The organism is Cytobacillus sp. FSL R7-0696 (assembly GCF_038006865.1).
GTDB classification, from domain to species: Bacteria; Bacillota; Bacilli; order Bacillales; family Cytobacillaceae; genus Cytobacillus; species Cytobacillus kochii.
Window position 1 is genome coordinate 683,638 of the sequence record NZ_JBBOWA010000001.1, and the last position, 19,684, is coordinate 703,321.

The 19,684-nt window shown below is 35.3% G+C and carries 18 protein-coding genes and 1 pseudogene; 5 read left to right on the forward strand and 14 right to left on the reverse strand.

All coding sequences use genetic code 11. From position 1 onward, the window contains the following. Positions 1-37: 37 nt before the first annotated feature. Positions 38-283 carry a DUF2164 family protein gene (locus MKX29_RS03565; RefSeq protein ID WP_095370322.1) on the forward strand — a complete coding sequence of 82 codons (246 nt, stop codon included), beginning with the start codon at positions 38-40 and terminating at the stop codon, positions 281-283. A 44-nt stretch (positions 284-327) separates the two neighbouring features. On the opposite strand, the gene MKX29_RS03570 is transcribed toward MKX29_RS03565, so the two are convergent. Next, positions 328-1,047: a glycerophosphodiester phosphodiesterase gene (locus MKX29_RS03570; RefSeq protein ID WP_341104029.1), complete on the reverse strand. Its 720-nt coding sequence runs from the start codon at positions 1,045-1,047 to the stop codon at positions 328-330. A gap of 157 nt (positions 1,048-1,204) precedes the next feature. Here MKX29_RS03570 and MKX29_RS03575 point away from each other — a divergent pair, with 157 nt between their 5' ends. From MKX29_RS03575 to MKX29_RS03585, 3 genes are all read left to right on the forward strand, one after another. Continuing rightward, positions 1,205-2,047, forward strand: a complete 843-nt coding sequence (locus tag MKX29_RS03575; RefSeq protein ID WP_341104031.1) for an MBL fold metallo-hydrolase — start codon at positions 1,205-1,207, stop codon at positions 2,045-2,047. A gap of 93 nt (positions 2,048-2,140) precedes the next feature. Then, complete coding sequence (locus MKX29_RS03580; protein WP_341104033.1) at positions 2,141-3,100, forward strand: D-2-hydroxyacid dehydrogenase; 960 nt, start codon at positions 2,141-2,143, stop codon at positions 3,098-3,100. A gap of 89 nt (positions 3,101-3,189) precedes the next feature. After that, a protein-coding gene (locus MKX29_RS03585; protein ID WP_224939358.1) for an IS3 family transposase occupies positions 3,190-4,748 on the forward strand; the annotation gives its coding sequence in 2 pieces (ribosomal slippage) (positions 3,190-3,844 and positions 3,844-4,748; 1,560 coding nt in all). 121 nt (positions 4,749-4,869) lie between these two features. On the opposite strand, the gene MKX29_RS03590 is transcribed toward MKX29_RS03585, so the two are convergent. The 5 genes from MKX29_RS03590 to MKX29_RS03610 all read right to left on the reverse strand — a co-directional run bounded on the left by MKX29_RS03590 (position 4,870) and on the right by MKX29_RS03610 (position 9,130). Beyond that, positions 4,870-5,817, reverse strand: coding sequence for a DMT family transporter (locus MKX29_RS03590; protein ID WP_341104035.1), 948 nt, complete (start codon positions 5,815-5,817; stop codon positions 4,870-4,872). 151 nt (positions 5,818-5,968) lie between these two features. Beyond that, positions 5,969-7,366, reverse strand: a complete 1,398-nt coding sequence (locus MKX29_RS03595) for a M20/M25/M40 family metallo-hydrolase (protein WP_341104037.1) — start codon at positions 7,364-7,366, stop codon at positions 5,969-5,971. Between the two features lie 418 nt (positions 7,367-7,784). Continuing rightward, a complete protein-coding gene (locus MKX29_RS03600) occupies positions 7,785-8,345 on the reverse strand; it encodes an NAD(P)/FAD-dependent oxidoreductase (protein ID WP_289433015.1) in 561 nt (186 codons plus the stop codon). 85 nt (positions 8,346-8,430) lie between these two features. Further along, positions 8,431-8,880 carry a GNAT family N-acetyltransferase gene (locus MKX29_RS03605; protein ID WP_251166493.1) on the reverse strand — a complete coding sequence of 150 codons (450 nt, stop codon included), beginning with the start codon at positions 8,878-8,880 and terminating at the stop codon, positions 8,431-8,433. A 16-nt stretch (positions 8,881-8,896) separates the two neighbouring features. Beyond that, on the reverse strand, positions 8,897-9,130 hold the full coding sequence (locus tag MKX29_RS03610) for an excisionase family DNA-binding protein (RefSeq protein ID WP_289433013.1): 234 nt from the start codon (positions 9,128-9,130) through the stop codon (positions 8,897-8,899). Between the two features lie 175 nt (positions 9,131-9,305). On the opposite strand from MKX29_RS03610, the gene MKX29_RS03615 reads away from it, so the two are divergent. After that, positions 9,306-10,958: a PAS domain S-box protein gene (locus MKX29_RS03615; protein WP_341104045.1), complete on the forward strand. Its 1,653-nt coding sequence runs from the start codon at positions 9,306-9,308 to the stop codon at positions 10,956-10,958. A 162-nt stretch (positions 10,959-11,120) separates the two neighbouring features. On the opposite strand, the gene MKX29_RS03620 is transcribed toward MKX29_RS03615, so the two are convergent. The 8 genes and pseudogenes from MKX29_RS03620 to MKX29_RS03655 form a co-directional block, all read right to left on the reverse strand. Next, a complete protein-coding gene (locus MKX29_RS03620; protein WP_224934841.1) occupies positions 11,121-12,302 on the reverse strand; it encodes a toxic anion resistance protein in 1,182 nt (393 codons plus the stop codon). Next, positions 12,299-12,955 (reverse strand): 5-bromo-4-chloroindolyl phosphate hydrolysis family protein, encoded by a 657-nt coding sequence (locus tag MKX29_RS03625; protein WP_224934839.1) that lies wholly within the window; start codon positions 12,953-12,955, stop codon positions 12,299-12,301. The genes MKX29_RS03620 and MKX29_RS03625 overlap by 4 nt, the downstream gene beginning before the upstream one ends. Before the next feature lie 297 nt (positions 12,956-13,252). Further along, positions 13,253-14,695: a PAS domain S-box protein gene (locus MKX29_RS03630; RefSeq protein ID WP_224934837.1), complete on the reverse strand. Its 1,443-nt coding sequence runs from the start codon at positions 14,693-14,695 to the stop codon at positions 13,253-13,255. 61 nt (positions 14,696-14,756) lie between these two features. Next, on the reverse strand, positions 14,757-15,680 hold the full coding sequence (locus tag MKX29_RS03635) for a ketopantoate reductase family protein (protein WP_224934835.1): 924 nt from the start codon (positions 15,678-15,680) through the stop codon (positions 14,757-14,759). 140 nt (positions 15,681-15,820) lie between these two features. After that, entirely contained in the window at positions 15,821-16,354 is a 534-nt protein-coding gene (locus tag MKX29_RS03640; protein WP_373370947.1) for a class D sortase, read from the reverse strand. Positions 16,355-16,712: 358 nt separating this feature from the next. Next, positions 16,713-17,195: a hypothetical protein gene (locus MKX29_RS03645; protein ID WP_251162848.1), complete on the reverse strand. Its 483-nt coding sequence runs from the start codon at positions 17,193-17,195 to the stop codon at positions 16,713-16,715. A 614-nt stretch (positions 17,196-17,809) separates the two neighbouring features. Next, a pseudogene (locus MKX29_RS03650) lies at positions 17,810-18,258 on the reverse strand (hypothetical protein). Positions 18,259-18,303: 45 nt separating this feature from the next. Beyond that, complete coding sequence (locus tag MKX29_RS03655; protein ID WP_341104051.1) at positions 18,304-19,329, reverse strand: DUF3231 family protein; 1,026 nt, start codon at positions 19,327-19,329, stop codon at positions 18,304-18,306. Between the last annotated feature and the right edge of the window lie 355 nt (positions 19,330-19,684).

Below are 19,684 nucleotides of genomic sequence, written 5' to 3' on the forward strand. Positions count from 1 at the left end.
TGGTGTATGATGGTCGTATAGAAATGGAGGTCATTACATGTTTTATCGACTGACAAAAGAACAGCAACAACAAATGATTGAAGAAATCCAACAGTTTTTTCTTCAGGAAAAAGACGAGGATCTTTCCGAATTCGCTGCTGAACGTGTGTTAGATTTTTTTAAAGAATCACTCGCCCCTCACTTTTACAATGCAGCTATCCAAGAGACTCAATCCATGCTAAAAGAACAGTTTGCTAGTATTGAAGATGAAGTATTAACCTTAGAACGTCCCATTCGACGTTAATGAAAAAAGTGGCCAATTCAGCCACTTTTTTTTTTCTATTCCATTTATTGATAGTTGGATACAAATTCATCACAGAAATCGGTCATAACCACCTCAACGCCTTGATTGAGTAGTGATTGAGCATCGGACCATCGATTAATTGTATAAGTACGTAATGGGATTTTGTTTTCAATTGCCTGTATACCATGTATGGATTGCACAAATTCTTTTTGACAATGAATAGCATCGGCTCCAATATTCTGAGCTACCTTAATTGCATTAGCGTGTATACCTAAAATTAAATACCCTGTATTTATTTCATTATCTAATGTTCGTATTCTCTTCACACTCTCAGGGTTAAAAGATGAAAGAATGATTCGATCTCTTAAACCATATTGCTCAATTAAAGTTAACACCTTCTCCTCCATACCATCGTAACGAAAGACATCATTTTTCAATTCTACATTTATAACCAATTCATTATTCTCCTCTTTCGCCCATTGAAAAACCTCTTCTAATCGTGGGATTCTCGCATGGTTAAATTCGGTGTTAAACCAGCTCCCTGCATCAAATTGCACAATATCTTTATATTTAAAATCCCTGATAAACCCTGTACCATCTGTTGTCCGATTGATTTTCTCATCATGAATGATGACAAGTTCACCATCTTTAGATAATTGGACATCTAATTCGATTCCGTGAACACCAGCTTTTCTTGCAGCTTCAAAAGCAAGCATTGTATTCTCCGGAAAGCGACTACTTAATCCACGGTGGGCAAATATCATTGCTCAACCATCCTCTCCCTTTTCTACAATTGTATAAAAATTATTTAAACACAGTATGAATCGTTTGTAAAAAATTCCTTTTTATTGATGTTAAAGATTAATCGAATGTAAGCAGGGTATACTCTCATATAAAGACATGTAAAGGAGATAAAATCTTATGAGAGAGTATGATTCTGAGCAACATTATATGCCTATCACCTCAACAACGAGCGGTATGATTGTTAATTCTGCAGAAGGTGTTGATTATATAAACATTCAAATCGTTAATGTTTGTTTTGTTAAAACAGCAGAGGATGCATGGGTCCTTGTTGATGCTGGTATGCCAAAATCAGCTCAAAAAATTATTGAAGCTGCAGAAGAATTATATGGAAGGGGTGCGAAACCTGTTGCGATCATATTAACACATGGACATTTTGATCACGTAGGTGCGATTCATGAGCTCTTAGAAGTATGGAATGTCCCTGTTTATGCTCATTCGATGGAATTACCTTATTTAACTGGTCGGAAAGATTATCCAGAACCTGATAATACCGTTGATGGTGGATTATTAGCTAAGTTCTCCAATTTATTTCCTAATGAAGGTATTAATATTTCACAGCATATAAAACCGTTACCAAGAGACGGACATATTGACGAAATGCCCGGTTGGCAGTGGATTCATACCCCTGGACATACAGAAGGTCATATCTCGCTTTACCGCAAAAGCGATGGTGTCTTAATTGCTGGGGATGCCTTTTGTACCGTTAAACAAGAGTCCCTTTTTAAAGTGATGACACAGGAGCAAGAAATTAGTGGTCCCCCAAGGTATTTAACCACTGATTGGCAACTAGCAAGAGAATCTGTCAGAAAACTTTCTGACCTTAATCCTCATATCGCCATCACAGGTCATGGTATTCCTATGGCTGAACAAACTCTCCAACAAAGCCTTATTACTCTTGTAAGGGAGTTTGATGAGATTGCTATGCCTGAAACTGGTAGATATATAAAAGACGACGAATAATAGTAATATTCAATATCTTTTATTTCGGTATCCTGAAGATTTTGCTATTATTAAGGGTAGACTTGAAAAATTTCTACCGATGGAGGATACCTTATGTCTAAAAGAAAAATGATTATCACACAAAACTTAAGCGAGGAACTTAAAACAGCCATTACAGAAATCACTCCTGATTGGGAACACATCATAGGGAAGGATCACGAGGTTTGGGAGAGTCATATGAAGGATGCAGAAGTGATTGTTGCTTGGAAACATCGTATGCATGATACCTATGTGAATAATGCTAACCTTCGTTGGATTCAAACATGGAGTGCTGGTGTGAATTATTTGCCACTCGAAGACTTTGACAAGAAAAACATCCTTCTAACAAGTGCAAACGGGGTACATGCTTATCCAATTTCGGAGACGATTTTTGCATTGATGTTAGGTTTAACAAGAAGTATCGACCGTTATGTTAAACAACAACAAGAAAAAGTATGGGATGGAACTGGTAACAAACTCGAAATGCATGGAAAGACCATCGGTATAATTGGTGTTGGAATGATTGGACAAGAAACTGCTCGCATTGCCAAAGCGTTTAATATGCATGTCATTGGGGTTAGACATTCAGGCAAACCTGTCGATTACGTAGATGAAATGTATACTTCACTGGAACTTGACGACATCCTACCTAAATGTGATTATATTGTCGTCACCCTGCCTTTAACGAAGGATACATACCATATGTTCAGTAAAGAACAGTTCAAACGCATGAAACAAACAGCTTTTTTTATTAATATTGGACGCGGTGAAATTGTTGATGAAAACGCACTTTATCATGCACTTTCAGAAGGAGATATTAAAGGTGCTGGAATTGATGTTTTTGAAAAAGAGCCGCTCCCTGAAGATAGTCCATTATGGGGATTAAATAACTTAATCATCACTCCACATACATCTGGCTCAACCGAACACTATAACGAAAGAGTCATTAAAAACATCTTCATTCCTAACCTGAAAAAATATTTGAATGGCGATGCTCTTGATACGAATGTAGTGGATTATAAAAAAGGATATTAAAAAACAAAATCCGAACGATTATTGATATGCTCCCCTCTAGGTAGACAGATAAAAAAATAAAATCTGGCTACTAAAAGGGGAGTATATTTATGTCTAAAAGAGCTCATCCACTCGAAGTTAGGATAGAAGTAATAAATACATTAAAAGATGGTATTTTATCTGTAGCGGAGATAATAAAAAAGTATAAGGTTAGTAGAAGTGCCATTCGAATTTGGAAGTATAAATTTGATATGTATGGATTTGAAGGTCTTAAAGAATCGACATCCTGGAAAACGTACCCGAAGAATTTAAAAATATTAGCCATGAAGGACTACCTATCCGGCCACTATTCTTTAGAGGAAATTGCCAAAAGATATAAAATATCAGATGAGTCTGTCCTCAGGTTATGGTTGAAGAAGTATAATAGTCATAGTGAAATAAAGGATACGTCAAAAGAAAGGACGAGCTCTATGACTAAAGGAAGAAAAACAACTTGGAAGGAACGAATTCAAGTTGTACTTGATTGCTTGGGGAACGGAAAAGATTATCAGAAGACAGCTGACACTTTTCAAGTGTCTTACCAACAAGTCTATACATGGGTTAAAAAATATGAAGAAAGTGGAGAGGAAGGTCTTCAAGACAAACGAGGGAGGAATAAAACAGAAATTGAGTTAACACCAGAAGAAAAAATGAAACTCGAAATGAAAAAGCTAGCACAAGAAAATGAACGATTACGTGCAGAGAACTTATTCTTAAAAAAGTTGGAGGAACTCGAAAGGAGGCGGAAATAAGCAGGATTCGATTTAAAGATAAGTATGTCGCCATACAGGAACTACATAAGAAAGAGAATCTAAGCATAGTTCTTCTGTGTGATATCGCGGGCGTCACTCGGAGCGCTTATTATAAATGGCTAAGACGTCAACCGACTTCCCAAGAGATTCTGAATGAAGCTATTATGAAAGAGATGAAAATCCTCCATATACAAATGAAGGGGATTTTCGGCTATCGCCAAATGACTCTTCATTTGAATAGAAAATTTAATAAGCCACTGAATCATAAGAGAATCTATCGATTAATGAAAGTGGCTCAATTACGCTCGGTGATTCGAGTGAAGAAAAAACGATATAAACGTTCTATCCCCCAATATGTCACGGAAAATATATTAAATCGTGAGTTTACAGCTAATAAGCCGAATGAAAAATGGGTCACGGATGTCACAGAATTTAAATATGGTTCCTCCCAAAAAGCTTATTTAAGTGCCATTCGTGATCTCTATGATGGTTCTATTATTAGTTATGTTCTCGGGCATTCTAATAACAATGAACTGGTGTTCGATACACTTGACCTGGCGACAAAGCATTTAAAGGGAAAGGAGCCTCTCATTCATAGCGACCGTGGTTATCAATACACCTCCTATGGATTTAAAAGTAGGATAAAAAAGTTAAAAATGACTCATAGTATGTCTCGCGTTGGGCGATGTATCGATAATGGACCTATGGAATCCTTTTGGGGAACACTGAAATGTGAGAAATATTATTTACATAAATTTATGACCTATGAGGAACTTTCCAATGCCATAACGGAGTATATTCACTTCTATAATCATAATCGATACCAAAAACGACTAAACGGCTATAGCCCTATGGAATATAGAGCTATAGCCGCTTAGGTAACTTTTTATTATTTCCACTGTCTACTTGACAGGGGGCTGTTCATATTTAAACGCTGCTAAAGCTTCGAATAATTGTTCGGATTTTTCACCCCTTTTAAGAGGAAATTCATTTACAAACCTATTTGTTTGCCATGTTTCTTTCTTTTATTGGCGGCTTCATCTTCTCTGTTCTTCTTTTTCTTAATAATGATTCAATCGCACCTGATCCAAGGAGTACACCAGGAATGATAAAGACAAGACCAACCCAATGGTAAATCGTGATTTGCTCCCCTAAAAATAATGCCGATCCGACAAGAGCAAAGAATGTATTTAAGTTTAAAAAGATGGCCGCTTCAGCAGGACCAATTTTACTAATCGCATAATTGTAGCCCATTTGTCCAATAGCAGTTGCTAAAATGGCAGATGCTAAGAATAAAATCCATAAAGAACTTGGAGCATCTAATAAATTTGTAAATGCTAAAGGCTCTGAAATCAAACCTATGATGGCGAGGATGATGCCCCCAAAAACCAGCATATATCCAGTGAGTAGTCTACTATCAATAGTTTTCGCTGCCTTACTAATAAGAATAAAGCTGAATGCTTGGGATAAAATCGATAAGAAAATATAAATATCACCAAAAGAAAAACCAGATAACCCTCCATTACCGATTACAACGATAAAAGAAACACCAATAATGCCAAAGATAAAACCTATAACCTGCATACGTGAAGGCATGGTTTTAATGATAATGGCGGAGAGAATAGCCGTCAAGACTGGCCCTGACCCTAAAATCAATCCTCCGTTAGCACCAGATGTTTCCATTAACCCATGTGCTAGGAAAAAATGATGAGCCGTAATATTAAAGAGACCACCATATATAATATATTGAAATTCCTTCCGATTTGGTCTTCTAACTTTCCCTATCACCCCGAGCATAAGAAAAACAAAAAATCCCGCAACTAGAATCCTGATAGCAGTAATCGTAATCGGTGGGAAAGATGAGACAAGGATTTTAATAGCGGACACATTAAATCCCCATATCATCATTAATATTGTCATAAATAAAAATAGACCGAGCTTGTTCATTCCCATCCTTCTTTCCGTCTCTGTAATGAAGTAAATTTTAACATATATTTTCTTCGTATGGATAGAAAGTGAGCAATTGATGACCAATCGGGAAAATGAGCAAGAAAAAGATGGGAACATCCGCCCCCACCTTTACAGAACTGAACCTTACCTATTTTAAATCCTCTTCAAGAAACATTTGTGGCTCTACCTTTTTCTCTTGTTGCTTTCTAGGCTTGAACATCCGATCAATTTGCGCTTGTTGATATACCGCCGTTCCAACAATACTAGCTACATCCTTTAGTTTTTCCTTACTAATTTTATCAATCGTATCATCTGGTGTATGGTACCAAGGCTCTGAAGGGCTGTGAATAAATAAAGCTGCTGGAATACCTACCTCTGCAAATGGCACATGATCACTGCTTCCACCACTTCTAATCGGTGTCGCTTCTCCATTTAACCTCGTGCTAGTCTCTTGAGCTAACTCGGTGACAAGGTTTGGCTCCCCATCAATTGTGGCCAAAACTAAATTTCCTGCATCTCTACTCCCAACCATGTCTAAGTTAAAATTCGCCACAATTCTATTTCGCTCATCTTCCGGTAAACTATTTACATAATGTGTAGAACCAAGTAATCCTACTTCTTCAGCACCAAATGTAATAAAACGAATTTCTGTATCAGTTGGGAATAACTTAAGTACCCTTGCCAATTCAAGAGTCATCGCTGTTCCTGAAGCATCATCATTGGCCCCTGGTGCACCAGCTACAGAATCATGGTGAGCACCGATAACAATAATATCATTCGTATCTCTTAATTTTGAGGTTGGCTTTTTCTTCGCTATGACATTATGAGAAGTTTTTTCTCCTGTACTTGCCCCTTCTATATTGATAGCCGCCTCTGTAATCTCTCCGGCTTCTATACTAGCAAGCAACGCATCTCCCTCTGCTTTTGACAAAGAAATAGCAGGAACAAATTGATCATTATGTGCTCCCAAAGTTCCATTTAAAGAGCCCTCACTATTATTATAAATAATCACACCCGCTGCCCCTGCCTCTCCTGCATTCAACACTTTCTCACTGAAGCTTAACTCTCCCCGTTTGATTAAAACAATTTTCCCTGTAACATCACCTAATTCATCTGGTTTACCTAGACCGCCATTGACGATTTCCCCACTCACATTCCCACTAATAGAATACGTAAAGTAGTCAGGGTTTAGTTGTTCATTATATCCGTCTACTTTTAGTTCAATCGTATGTGGGGGTGTATAACCAACATAGGTAAACGGTTGAATATCTGCACGATAGCCGTAATTCCTAAACTCTCTTTTGATAAATTCGACAGCCTCATCTTCCTCATCTGTTCCTGCAACTCTCGGCTCTTTTGCAAGATGAGCAATATTGCGATAGATTCTGTGCTCATTTACTAACTTTGTAATTAAATAGTCATAGAAGTGATGTGAATGACTCTGTGTATCAGCAGCTTCTACAGGTTTAACAACATATCCTTGAACACCTAATGCACCAAATACAAGAGTAGTCGCTAAACTCAATTTTAAGATAGATTTCTTCATTTTTTCCTCCTATTAATTGATTTTCTAAAAGTTTAGACTATTAATTCCAAGTTATTAAGTGTAGTATTCACTATCTTTCAATAGGGAAAAAATGCTAGTTTCTCATATACGAACCTTTTAACTACAAATGATAGATGACAAATGATGGATAGAAGAGGATGATTACTATAAGGTAAACATAAATAAAAAGGAGTGATAACAAGAAGATAATTTAATGGAGAGCTTATATTTAGACCATTTAATAAATCCTTTCATTCCGTAAATTTAAAGGGCACTTCTCCTCTCCAAAATGATGGTTTTCCAATACATTAAGAATGCAAGATCGTCCTTCCATTCTCGGTCAATAGAACATGTTCTCAGACAATCGACTTCAAACCAAAAAAGCTGACCATAACAGTCAGCGTTCTTAAACAACTATTTATTTCAATACATCATGGTCAACATAACGCTCACCATTTATCTCACTAATTACATTAATAGCTACCTTCGCGCCATCTCCAGCAGTAATAATTGTATGTACACTTACACCTGCTGTCGTACCTGCAGCCCATATGCCAGGAATATTGGTTTGACCTGATGCATCTACATCAATAATGGTTTTTACTCTTGGCTCTGTTCCCGGTTTCGTTTGTACACCTGCTTTTTCGGCTAAATCAGCCAAGAACCCTGTTGCTAAAATCACATGTTTCGCTTCATAACTACCTTCAGAAGTAGTAATAACGAAAGCTGCTTCTTTTTTCTCAATAGATTCTACTGTTGCATCTACTAATTCTGCCCCAAATTTCTCTGCCTGTTTTTTACCCGTGCTAACCAAATCCGGACCTGATACCTCTAATACACCATAATGGTTTTCAACCCAAGCCCTTTTTGTTACACCTTTGTCATTATCAATAACAATCACTTTCTTCCCCGCTTTAGCAGCAAATAAAGCTGCACTCGCACCAGAAGGCCCTGCTCCAACGATTAGAATATCATACATCTTCCATTCCTCCTCTAGAAATACTCTCTCTTTTCTAGAATAGACAAAATAATTAGAAATGTAAAACATTCTATCCTTTTAGAGGTCAAAGCTGCTTTTGTAAGATCACCATATGAATGAGTTGTTTACCCCCCTCATAAATAGGGCGGTCATAATGTTTCACAAAGAAATCATCAATCTGATGAGAAATATGAAATCCACACGCCTGGTAAAAAGGGATCGTAAGGGGACTATCTCCCGTTCCTACTTGAAGCTTGCGGGCTCTCCCTTTATAGATATCTTCCACAAGCTGAATCATCTTTTTGCCATATCCTTTTCGTTTTAAATGTGGGGCAACAGCCAGATTCTTTATTTCATATATATCTTCATTCTCCTTTGTTACAACACAAACGCCGATTAACTTTTGCTTTTCCTCGAAAATATAAAGGTCTCCACGCTCTAAATACTGATCAATCATATTCTCTTGTTCATCCGCAAGCAGTAACAGATCTATATATCTTTTCTTACCTTCATTAACGAGCTTTAACTTCAACATGTCACATCCTTACGAATCAATCTTCATCCTTTATATCCCGGTCTTCTGGAATTGGTTCTTTCGATAACTCTTCCACCAATTTCTTATATTTTTCTAATTGTTGAAAGTGGCTTTTAAATTGGTCTTTATAAATGAGTACTGCTCCCTCACTATCATGAATGACACGAATTTTACCTTGGAGGATCAACTCTTCTACATAAGTGACTGACACCGATAAATATTGAGCTGTCTCTTCTATTGTTAAATACATGATTACTTCATCTCCTCCAACTAGTTTCTACTATTATAACTTATTTTTTTATCGCTTATTTATCCTACAATCATACTTAATTATTAAAATACTCAATCTTTAATGGCAAAATTTTTCATAATCGATTACTATAAAATAATAGTGATTATTTGTCTTACAGAACAGGAGCATAGATATGAAAACAAAATTCTTAATCTTCCTTTTTCTAGGGAGTATCATTTGGGTCATTTCAACAAACCTACTCATTAGTGAATTTCATACATCATCTAACCTAATCTCCATGATACATATAAAAGAAATTGTATATATCTCCTTTACAACTTGTCTCTTCTACTATTTTATAAAAAGAATTGAAGAATTAAATACATCGAAAGAAGATAAAGAGAGATTATCCACACTTATTAATGCAATGGTCGATTTCGTGAATTTTAAAGACGAAAAAGGGAGATGGATCGAAGCGAATAAAGTCGCTCTTGAACTATTTAACCTTGAAGAAGACCAATATCGGGGAAAAACAGATATTGAACTCGGCGATCAAGCAAGAAGTTTTTACAAAAACTCCTTCGCTCATTGTATGATTTCAGATGAGGAAACATGGGATAGTGGAAAAATTGCGAGAATTGAGGAAAATATTTTACAACCGGATGGAACAAAGAAGACATTCGACACAATTAAAGTTCCTCTTTTTCATGAAGACCGAAGTAGAAAAGGGCTTGTAATTATCGGTAGAGATATTTCCGAAAAAAAGAGATTGGATGAATTATTACAAGAAAGTCAACAGCAATATAAATCGCTGTTTTTGTACAGCCAAGATATGATCGTCATGATGGATCTATCCGGACGGATTACTCAAGCAAACCCCCAATTTAAGGAGATAACCGGTTATCAGCCAGAAGAAGTACTCCAACAACCTATCACCCACCTATTTCCTAAAGACTTACATGATGAAGTATTTAAAAGTCTTGAACACATACGACAAACGAATCAACATATACAATGTGAGATGGCGATGAACCATAAAAATGGGCCGCAAATCATCTTAGAATGTACAGCTGTGCCTATGATTATCAACAATAAACAAGCTGGTATTATTTGTTATGGGAAAGACGTCACAAAGCTACGATTAGCTGAAGAACAATTAAGAAAAACGGAAAAATTATCTGTTGTTGGTGAACTATCAGCGAGTGTGGCTCATGAAATAAGAAACCCACTCACTTCGTTAAAAGGATTTGTACAAGTATTAACGACAGAAGACAGTAAACATGAATTTTATTATCGCATTATGGAAGAAGAATTGGATCGCATCAATCATATTGTTAGCGAACTATTACTACTAGCCAAACCACAAGAGATTAAATTCATTCAAGCAGACATCTTTGAATTACTCCATAATGTCATTTCACTATTAAAAACGGAAGCATCACTCCATAATATTCAAATTCAATTAAAGTCATATTTACGTACGCAAATTTCTATACTGTGTGAACCTAATCAACTTAAACAATTATTTATCAATTTAATTAAAAATGCTATTGAAGCCTCAACTGACGGAGACGGTCAAATCATGATTTCATTAGAAAAGGAAGAGGATACTGCTATCATAAAAATATCCGATAATGGCGATGGCATGTCTCCAGAATTATTAACAAAACTCGGAGAACCTTTTTATTCATCCAAAGAAAAAGGTACTGGTCTAGGTTTAACTGTCAGCAATAAGATAGTTCAAAGCCACAATGGTTCCATTCATTTCTCAAGTGTTTTACACGAGGGAACAACAGTAACTGTCAAGCTACCGATACAAATCGCTTCGCGTGTCCCAGTTGGATAATGAAAAAGCCAAAAGCCGGAACATTGGTATTTTGCTTGGCTATTCTTTAGTCTTAAACATAAGTATTGATCCTTTCTAGATATGCCCTTTCAGTTCAATTATTCTTCCACTCAAAAAGGCACAAACAAATACTAAGTTAGCATTTGTTCGTGCCTAATGACATTATTTATCTTTTACTTCTAATAGTTTTAGCCTCAAGTCGTTTTCCATATGGGCTAGATCACTTTCGGCTTGTTTTCTTTTATGTCGACCTTCTTCTTGGATGCGCAATGTTTCTTCAATCGTTTCGACTAGGTTTTGCTGGGTTTTCTTTAATGTTTCTATATCTACTAAACCGCGCTCATTCTCTCTCGCTGTTTCGATGGTGTTCATTTTTAGCATTTCTGCATTCTTCAATAGTAAGTCATTCGTTGCCTTTGAGACGTGCTTTTGTGCTTCTACTGCATGGCGTTGGCGGATCAACGTTAAAGCAATAGAGACTTGATTCTTCCATAATGGAATGGCGGTCATAATAGATGATTGTATCTTTTCAACTAGCGCTTGGTTTGTATTTTGGATCAATCTAATTTGTGGCGCACTTTGGATGGTGATTTCTCGACTTAACTTTAAATCGTATAAACGTTTATCCAATCTTTCAGCAAATTGGACTAAGTCATTCACTTCCTGTACTTTCATTTGATCCTGTGATGATTCAGCTTTCTTTTTTAGAACCGGAATCGATTTCTCTCTCATTTCCTCAAGCTTTAGTTCCCCTGCAGCGATATAAATATTTAAGGCATGGAAATATTCTTTATTACTTTCATATAGCTTATCTAGCATAACAATGTCTGAGAGAAGCAAGTTTTTACTACGCTCTAACTTCACACTGATGCGATCAATTTGTGCACCTACCTTTTGATATTGCGACAATACTTCATGGACAGAACCTGAAAGCTTGCCGAATATCTTTGAGAAAAAGCCTTGTTTTTCATGTTTTAAATCATCCGGGTTCACTTCATTAAATTTTTGCATAAGTTCGCCCAAAATTGAACCTACTTCACCGACATCTTTTCTTTGCACATGGTCAAGCATCGCATGTGAAAAATTGAGTAACTTTGATTGAGCAGGCGTACCATATGAAATCATAGCTTGATGATTACTTGGGTCGATTTGTTCAGCTAATTGGTAAGCTTTTTGCCGGTTTTCCTCTGGAATGACATCAATTAATTTTACACGACTGGATGAGTCCTCACTTTTAACCTTTGTGACTGTCTCGTCGTCATTACCAAAAGGGTCCGCTAAAAGATCATCCAATATATCTGCACCAAGGGTAGGTTGATTTGACGTATTTTTTTCTTTTGTCATTTTAATCGCCTACTTTCATCATTCGTTTTCTCATCTTTTAATTTCTTAATGTTATGTTTGGCTACATCTATCTCATAATGAAGATCATCAATATCATTCGCTAGCACTGAACGTAAATCCTTATCCACATGAACCATTAGCTCTTGCAAAGTTTTTCTGGTCTCTGTTAATGATTGCTCAAGTTCCCAATCCTTCTTCGGTTGTGAGGAAAGAAAAACATATCTTTCAGCGAGTTCTACCGCTGAATCCAAATGCGAATAGAAGAATGATTCAGCTTGATAAAAGCGTCTCGGCTCCTTTTGCACAAGTTGGTAAATCCTTTTTGTCACTTTAATAAAATCTTTACGTTGACGACCAGACGGCCAATGGCGAATCGCCATTAAAGCACGATGTAAACGACTCATCTTGATTCGGGCATCATCTAAATTATCTTGTATAAAACGAAACTCTTTCCGCTTGAGTCCCTTACTTTTCAACCAACGATGGACAATAATTATTCCACTCAACCAATACGTAAATACACCCACACCAGCACCAATTAGTCCACTCATCCAAAAACCGTAATTCATAAAAAAGTAGCTAATTAACCATGTCAACACAGACACAGGTACAGTGATAAGTATCCGTAGAAAAAACACATAGAACGGGTTCAAAATTATCGACTCCTGACTTTACCGCTTATACTATTTACGTAATTCGTCTTATTTAAGTTTCAAAATAAGTGAACTTATTTTTACTTACCCTTACAGTATAAGAATACAACATTTGAAGGAGTTTTTTCCATGGACTAAGATTGTAATTCCAACTAAGCCTTAAGTCTTAAAGAAGATATTTACAAAAAAACTCGCTTAAATAGCGAGAAAGGCTGAAATAATGATCAAATATAAAAAAATGCATTTTCAAATATTAATGCATTCATTTATGTATCATTCTTAAAACGATGAATCTTTTTATGAATAGCCTAGTTCAACGGTTACTATTGTACCGCCACCTGGTTTACTATCAATCTTCATCGTTCCATTATGCTCTTGAATAATTTTATTACTAACAGTTAGTCCTAAACCGATTCCTTTATCCTTTGTAGTATAAAAAGGGGTACCTAAATAATGCAAACGATCTGAGCTTATACCTATACCCTCGTCTTTAAAATTAATTCTTACTCTTTTATTTCTTAATACTTCTATAGCTATAATTACTTCCCCACCATTTGGCATTGACTCCATAGAGTTTTTTAAGAAATTAATAAATACTTGCTTTAATTGATTTTGATTACAAAGTAATTCAATTTGTTGATCTGGCTTTATGAATCGAATTTGGACATTACACATCATGGCTTGTGGGTGAAGAAATTTGAATGTAGCTTCTAAAATCTCATAAAGGTCAAAATAATCATAATCAACTACTTGCGGCTTAGCTAAAGACATAAATTCATTGACAATTCCGTCAATACGCTCTAGTTCATGAGAAATAATTGATAAATACTCTTTCTGTTTATCTTTCTCCTCCATATAATGTAATAGTTTTGAGAAACCCTTTAACGATGTCAGTGGATTCCTGATCTCATGAGCCACACTTGCCGCTAGTTGACCAATAATGGATAGGCGATCTAAATTTCTTAGAGCGTCATCATTTTTCACACGATCAGTGACGTCCCTACCGACACAAACATACAATTGAATTTCATTAAATTCATTAAAAATCGGAGAAATATTAGACTCAATATATATGATATTCCCACTACTCGTTTTCATGCGTGATTGTAGAATTTGGGATTCTCCGGTATCATTAATTTTTTTATACAATAATTCACTGTATTCTCTTTCTTCTTTATTCATATGATCCATTACACCTTTACCCAGATAGGTGCCTTTTTCCAACCCTAATAATTCTTCAAAGGACGGGGATACATAAATAACCTTCTTATCTAGTCCGTACAGTAAAATTAAATCTGACGTGTGCTCTGTAATTAATCGACTGATTCCTAAATTATTTGAGACGATATCCTCAATACATTCAGAATCCGCCAATTCATTAATAAATGTAATACCACCAGCAATTTGCTCTAATGAATCATAAATGGGATAATGCGATAATTCCAAATTAATAAGATGGCCATCTTTATGAATACCCTTTGCTTCCGCTTTATCTTGAAAGGGCTTTAATATATTGTCTTTCTTCAACCGCAAATGAGTATATAAATTCGTACCAAGTGCATCTTGTTCACGATAGCCCAATAGATCCGTATACGATTGATTAATTTTATTTATCCGATGATTTATGCTTGTCAAAACGATAGCTGCAGATGTATGGTTCATTAATAAGTGAGTAACCTCAATTGGGTAAACCACCTTTAGGCTACTATGATTTTGAAAAAGCGCATCATTCTTTGACATAGAAACCTCCAAACTTCCTCTAACCCAGTTTATTCTACAATTTTATTCCTTTTCAGTGGTCTTAAACTGAATGACTATCAATATGTTGAATGTTTTCATATAACATCTTATTTGTGGTTGGTTGTGCTAGCTTGTGCTTTTTATACAATGCTATTACCGTTCCCGCAAAAAGCTCCACTTCACTTTTCCTTCCAGCCTCGACATCTTGTGCCATAGACGGCTTTCCCTCTGCATTTAATTGATCGAGAACATTTAACCAATAAGATAAGTCATCTTCTTTTAAAGTGACCCCTTCATACTGTGCTATACGAATCACTTCTCGCATTGCTGCAATCATCGTTTCTCTCGGCTCTCCCTCTACTTGAATGGTTCCATAATTCCCCCGATAGACTGCAACTGTCTGATTCACACCCACATTCAACATGAATTTGCCCCACTGTCTCTTTATCATATTAGTATCTACTTCATACGGAATACCTGTGCGATCGAAAAATTCAGCTACTTCCTTTGTCATTTTTGATGTCTCACCAGCCTCCTGATCGCCAAAACAAATCATCCCCATATGATGATAGCTTAGTATATTGTTTACTTTAACAGCATCCATCCCTTGGGCTACGCTATATAAAACCTTGTCTTCTCCAAATACACTACCTAATATGCGTTCACTTGAAATCCCGTTTAATAAAGAAAGAATGATTGTATGCTCACTGACAATTGGCTTAGCTAATTCAATGGCAGCATCCAACCCATCTGCTTTAACTGAAAAGATGAGTAAATCAACTGGTTTTTCTATGCTTTCTGGTGTTCTATAATCAAAATCGCAAAACTGTTGGTTTGCATAAACTCCTCTCTCTTTATATTTTTTCACTCTTGCCTCATCAGCAACAAATGTAAGTGCACCTTTTGATAATGAAAGGTTCATTTGGCTACCAAAAAGAACGCCCAACGCACCCAATCCAATAAAAGAAACTGATTGAATCCCCATTCATCTAACCCTTTCATACTTTTATTGAAAATTTTATCACAAAATTCTAAAAAAATAAGGGGCTAGAGAAAGTTAGTTTAATAATTTTATATGAATAAGGATTTCTTACCTATTTATTGCTCTATATTTTCGTCTTAAGACTATTTAACTCGCTCGGCATAAATAATGTATCTCTCAGGTGCATCTCCCACAAAACTAAAAGGGTAGCAAGTAGTAACAATTAATTCTTCTTCTGTTTGTTGCAATGTAATGACACTTGTATCTCCTTTATCTACAATTTTTGTTTTAGTAATTTTATAATCAAATTCTCCATATGGTACTTTTATAGTGAAAATATCATTTAATTTTAACTTGCCCATGCCTCTAAAGACAGTGTCCCTATGACCTGAAAGTACAATTTGACCTCCTTCATCCGGATATAAACTCCCTAGATAATGGCCAACTCCTTTTGCCAGATCATCTGCATCAACTCCCTCAATAATGGGTAATTCTGCATCAAGCTTTGGTATCAAAAGTATCCCTGCTGCTTCTCCTTTTTTTGGCAAATAAGCTTCTGCCTTTTTCGCCCCTTCAGCAACCTTTGCCTTGGCCACTTGTAATGACTGTGATTCCTTCACATTACCAGCAACAATTGTCCAAACACTAAACCCAATAAATAATAAACCAATAAACATCAGACTAAGACCGACTTTTTTCAAGCTCGTCTACACTCCATTCAGTAACGAATTAATCTACTAAATCTTAATTCCAGTATATAGTAAATCGTTAGTAATCTGGTAGCAATATTTTATTTTTTCCACCCGCCATAAATAATAATAATTACGCTCTCATACGGGGGTAGCGTCAGGAAAATGCGGATTTACAACGTTAAGGAAATTTCAATATCAAAAAGCCTAATTTCTCAATTAACTGTGAAGAAATTAGGCTTTTTTCATTTCTCAATTAAAGCGCCTGTTTGCGGAAGATTAAATTAATGATTTTCCTTTTGCTTTTAGTTGATTCACTGGCGCACCAATTTCTTAATCTTGTCATTCAAAATCCTTTACGGGCTAATTCATCGTTATCTATTCCTCTTACAATAATTTCGTATGTTTCATCTTCTTGAAGCAAGTTGGGTAATTTACTTGATTCTATAATTGCATTAGCATCTTTAATCAATTCACCTAAATGTTGATCATTATCTAAATCTGAATCTTGTATAGAAGTTTTTAAAATATATTTTATAGGTTTAGGATTGAAATCTATTGCTATACCCGTATATTGAGCATAATTCACTTTTAATTTTTCATCCATTTTTGAAACAACTTCTATCCATTTATTCTCAGGGTGCCCAACTTCAACAGCAGATGAATTAAAATTAAAGACGTTGGCATTTTCTCCATTCAGAAAAGAAAGAAAAACGATTAAAAAAATAGCTATTAACACTTCAATAGTGTGTTTTCTTTCTTGTTTTTTAAGCTCAATTATTTCTTTATATTTTTGTTGTACTCTTCTCTTTTTTGAATCTATTCTCATAAGGAGACTCCTTAAAAGTTAGAATTTAGAACCTAATTAATTATTGTGACCATTACAATCATGCATATAATATCATTAATATCCAGCCTCAAGGAAAGCTCCTTCCCTTAATGGCCCTTACACGAGAAAGAGACGTACCTAAATAAACGTAGCCGATTGCTTAATAACAATTATTTCAAAATTCACAATATAACTCAATCCTTTTATTCATTAAATAAGGCGTATTCCTTGCTCAAGAAACGCGCCCGATTGAGGAAGATCATTGCTGATTTTTAAATTTACAGAAAACCCTTCGGCAGTTGAATAATAATATTACGTGGTAGACCAAAACTGCAATTTAAAAAGGTAAGCATATGCTCACCTTTTTCTCAATGAGAAGTAGATTTTACTTTACTTATTACTTATATCAAAGAAGGTGTTCTTAATGAGTTTTTAAAATGAAAATTATTTGAACTTATTCAGAATGCCTTTCTAACTATAAAAAGTAAAATATGAAACAAGCGAATAAGGATATTCAAAGTACATCCCTCCACATTGAGTTTAGTGTTTTAACAACACTACAGTTAATTTTCACGAACCTACCTAAGATTATTAATAATACTTTTAAAACATTATTAAATCCTTTTATAACGGGTTAATACAATTCTTATAAATAAGCCAATGCTTATTCCTGGAATCAAAAACAGCATAGGTAAAAAAACAGGTCCGAGTAGTACCCCAAATATTTTTAAAGTTGAGGAATAGATTAATCCTACAGTTACGAAATAAGCACTAAAGACAAACGGGAGAAATGAATAAGATTTTGTTCCTCCTCCTTCATCTTTAAGGGCATCACATATTGCAAAAAAATATAAACACGGATAAAACATTAACCATTGATAATCAGTTTCTTGAATCGCTGTTGAAATGTCCCCTTGAAAACTAGAGATAATCGCTACATTAAAATTCGCTTGTATATTGATTAGAAATTCTAAGACTAATAACACGATACCCTTTACATATTTACCGTTTAATAATTGACCTAAGCTTGAAGAGCAATGCTCCAAAGCAATTTCCATTTCATTCTTATTACTCCTACATTTCAAATTGTTATTAGAATGAAGGCTAATTATTCCAGAGTATCTTTTTTCTTTGTTAATTGGTCCTTATCTTTTGTGGTAGGTGGCTGCTCCATCCATGCATTTTTAATCATTAGGTCGGCTCCATCTTTAGTATATTGAGCGATTTCAAGTGATAAGCGTTCATAATTTAGAATAAGGTCACTTCTTTGACTTGCAGCTGCTGCGGTTGCATAATTTCCCGTTCCTGCTGCGCTCATAAAACTCATGTGAAACATTGTTAACTTATCCGAAAATGGAGGTGTAGTTGAATCAGTAATAGCAATATCTGACGAAACAGGAGGCTGAATATCGTTATCAAGAAGTGATTTTGTAAATAAATCGACATGTTTTTTTGAAATATCTCTCCCTCTTAGCATCCATTGTTGAATTTCTTTTCTTGATGATGTTTGAGCAAAACTAATGGCTAACTTTGCTCCCATAATATTGGTTTGAATATTCATAAACAAATGGGATATTTCAACCGCATTTAGTGGCCTTTTGTTAGAAAATGGATTTAGCCCACTTAAATATTTTTTAGTGTCTATATAGTCTGTTTTACTTGGATAGGCAATATATGGCGCTCTAACAAATAATCCTTTTGAAAGAGCAATTTTTGAACTGCGCTCATACAATTCTGATGTTTCATTAAGACCTTCTCTATAATAGGCCCTTATATCATCTCTAGCACTCATAGAAACAAATCCACTGTAACCGAGCATTCCAATCTTAGCCATATGGTTGATATAGGTTAGCATAAAAGGGTCTGTATAGAGACGAGGTGCGTTCATATTCACATCATCATCATAAGTAAATCCTTTCGGCGTTGGAATCTGTTCCTCTTGAAATATGGTTGTTAGCTTTTCTATATGAGTAGATGAAATGTCATAAGAAAATTGGACAATAGACCTAATTTCTTCATCTTCAACATGTTCTAAAAAATAACCTAAAACACATTTGGACATACTATCTTGAGTATAGCTAGTCCAAATTGAAGCAATTTCAGAAGCAGTTAGTTTAGTGTGATGTTCAGTCATATTGCATTACCTCCAAAGAATATTTTTATGGCATAGATTTATTCTTTGTAAGTAACCGTATATTATGACAAAGCTAAGGAGCATTATCCTTGGCTTTTTTATTCAGTTAACCTACATATATTAGTTTAAGAACAAACTTCACAACCTCTTCTCACTATGATTATAAATCCATTTTTCTTTAGGCTACTCCACAATATGGCCCGATTGTTGAATATCGTCATGTTATTTTTTACCATAAAATCCCTCTTCGGACAATGCATATTCAAAGGGGTAAATCTTCGCATCTTTTTTATAAATATCGCAACTTTGTTTTAAACATCGCATCTTTTTTACAAACGTCGCGATTTTATTTTAA